General features: G+C 62.6%; 3 protein-coding genes and 1 riboswitch. Of the genes, 1 reads left to right on the top strand and 2 read right to left on the bottom strand.

Going from position 1 to position 2,325, the window contains the following annotated elements:
* Nucleotides 1-232: 232 nt before the first annotated feature.
* The gene (locus ACX80E_RS17120) at nt 233-1,324 is read right to left on the bottom strand and encodes a VIT1/CCC1 transporter family protein (protein ID WP_459303267.1); all 1,092 of its coding nucleotides are present in this window, start codon (nt 1,322-1,324) and stop codon (nt 233-235) included.
* A 229-nt stretch (nt 1,325-1,553) separates the two neighbouring features.
* On the opposite strand from ACX80E_RS17120, the gene ACX80E_RS17115 reads away from it, so the two are divergent.
* Nucleotides 1,554-1,784: a biotin/lipoyl-containing protein gene (locus ACX80E_RS17115; RefSeq protein ID WP_459303266.1), complete on the top strand. Its 231-nt coding sequence runs from the start codon at nt 1,554-1,556 to the stop codon at nt 1,782-1,784.
* A gap of 24 nt (nt 1,785-1,808) precedes the next feature.
* Here ACX80E_RS17115 and ACX80E_RS17110 read toward each other — a convergent pair whose 3' ends face one another.
* Nucleotides 1,809-2,096: a hypothetical protein gene (locus ACX80E_RS17110; RefSeq protein ID WP_459303265.1), complete on the bottom strand. Its 288-nt coding sequence runs from the start codon at nt 2,094-2,096 to the stop codon at nt 1,809-1,811.
* A gap of 13 nt (nt 2,097-2,109) precedes the next feature.
* Nucleotides 2,110-2,223, bottom strand: a riboswitch (SAM riboswitch).
* Nucleotides 2,224-2,325: the final 102 nt, after the last annotated feature.

The raw sequence follows: 2,325 nt of genomic DNA, 5'->3' as shown, positions 1-2,325 counted from the left end.
CACCGCGAGGAGCATCCTCAGGCCATGTAGCAACAAGATGACGGACTTTAATCGATGGTTGTGTTTTACTCACAACTCACAAGCAAAACCCCTCAACTGTCCACGAGGGTATGAGACATAGTGTCTACGAAGGTCCGAGACAGAACCGTCCAATAAGGTATGCGACATAACACGCCAAATGGCGCAGGAAAGCGCATTCCAGTCCAACAAGTGCGACACAGATCCGGAGATGCTAACCAACCACAGTCCCAAAGGCCAAGCCCAGCAGGTAGGTGACTCCGGCGGCGCCCATGCCTATGGCGAGTTGGCGCAGGCCACGCCACAGCGGTGATGCCCCTGACAGCAAGCCAACCACGGCGCCGGTGCCCAGCAGGGCAATGCCCACCAACAGGCAGGACACGAGTAACGCGCCCAGCCCTGTCAGCCCAAACAGGAACGGCAGAATCGGAATCACGGCGCCCGAGGCAAAGAAGCAGAAGCTGGAACCGGCAGCGCCCCACGCGGTGCCCAGGGTTTCGTGGCTGTCGACAGTTTCAAACTGTTGCGGTCGCAGCGACAGGCTGGGATCGCAGTCGCACGCAAACTGGCCCAACCGTTCGGCGGCCCTGTGCTCGGCGACCTCGCGGGACATGCCGCGAGCCAAGTAGACAAGAACCAGTTCGTTGTTCTGCAAATCCAGCGAAGGGGCCGCGGAGAGAGTGACCTGGGTGGGTTGGGAGGCGTCCAACAATTCACGTTGGGAGCGGACGGACACAAACTCCCCGGCCCCCATGGATAGGGCGCCAGCCAACAAACCAGCGATGCCACTGAACAACACCACTTGGCTGCCCACACCCGTCGCCGCCATACCCATGACCAGGGAAAGATTGCTGACAAGACCGTCATTGGCGCCAAAAACGGCTGCACGGAACGATCCTGACAGCCTGTTCCGGCCCCGGGCGGCCAGGCCCCGAATGACTTCCTCGTGAATGGCTTCATCGGCAGCCATGGCGTCCGTGGCGTCAGCATCGCCGGCGTACGGGGACCTGGACTCAGCCCGCTGTGCCAGCGCCAAAACAAACACCGAACCAAATCGCCGTGCCAGCAGTCCCAGTAGCTGGTTACGCAGCGATGGCCGCAGGGGCGGGTGGGCGTGGTCGCCCAACAGGTTCAGCCAATGCTGCTCGTGCCTGCCCTCGGCAGCGGCCAGGGCGGTGAGAATGGTTCGTTCTTCGCCGGTTCGGCGTTTGGCCAGGTCACGGTACACGGCCGCTTCTGCACGTTCGTCGGCCAGATATTGGCGCCATCGCTTGACTTGCTCGGGACTTGGACTGCTTGTAGACACGTGGGGATCTCCTCGACTCAGCCCTTACTGTAGCCCTTTTCGGGGCGAAATTCCGGCCGGGATTCCTACGAAAAAAGTTGAGGGACACCGTACTTTCCTACCCTTCCCCAGGCGGCCCGCAGCAGCCCCGGGCGATGTCTGGTGCCGATCCGCCACCGGGCGCGCAGGGGCGGATAGGCTGGGGATCACACAGGGTTGGTGACCGTGGAGAGGTAGCTGGTGAAACACAATGGTTGAGGTTCTTTTTCCGATGATGACAGGGGACCCGCAGGACCGCGGTGTCCTCATCGGGTGGCGCGCGCCCAACGGCAGCACCGTCACCGCCTATCAGGTGATCGCCGAGGTGACGATCGAGAAGTTCGACGCAGAAATCAACGCCCCCTCGGCCGGCACCCTGAGCTGGCAGGTCCTAGAGGGTGAGGAAGTGGCCCAGGGTGCCACGATTGCCACCATCGACTAGGCGGCAGGTGGCGGGTGGCTCACGCTAGTGCGATGCCAGGCGGAAGCCCAGCCGGCGCCCGGCCCGTGAACCCGTCTGGGCAACCGTGACGACCAAGGTGCCAAGCTCGGGAATCCAGTGTGCGGGCCGGACAGCTGCCGCCAGAGCGCCCACCAGCCGGGCCGGGTCTTGGCAGAAGTAGGCGAAGTGCCCGGCCGGAGTGCAGAAGGTGACGGTACCTAAATTCACGTCCACGGCAGGCAGCACGGGGATGCTGAGCGGTGTGGCGGGGGTCTTGGCGCGCTGCGCATGGGCAACGGAAGTGAAAGTCATGAGTAGACCTTTGTGTGTGCTCTTACCCGCGGATCCAGTCACCGCCGGTCACTTCCTCATCCGAGCCACCCGATGAACATGGGGTTGGCGTGCGACCAGTCGGAGCTTGGCATCGCATCTCATGAAGCTTTCCCCTACGTTACCCCTTTAACGGACGACGGCGGTGGGTGGAAGGATCGCCTCCAGCACCCCACACCCCCGTTCCAAAACCCACCAAACTACCCACAGA

The sequence above is a fragment of the Arthrobacter sp. TMN-49 genome (genome assembly GCF_054511095.1).
This window is presented reverse-complemented; position numbering and strand designations above follow the sequence as displayed.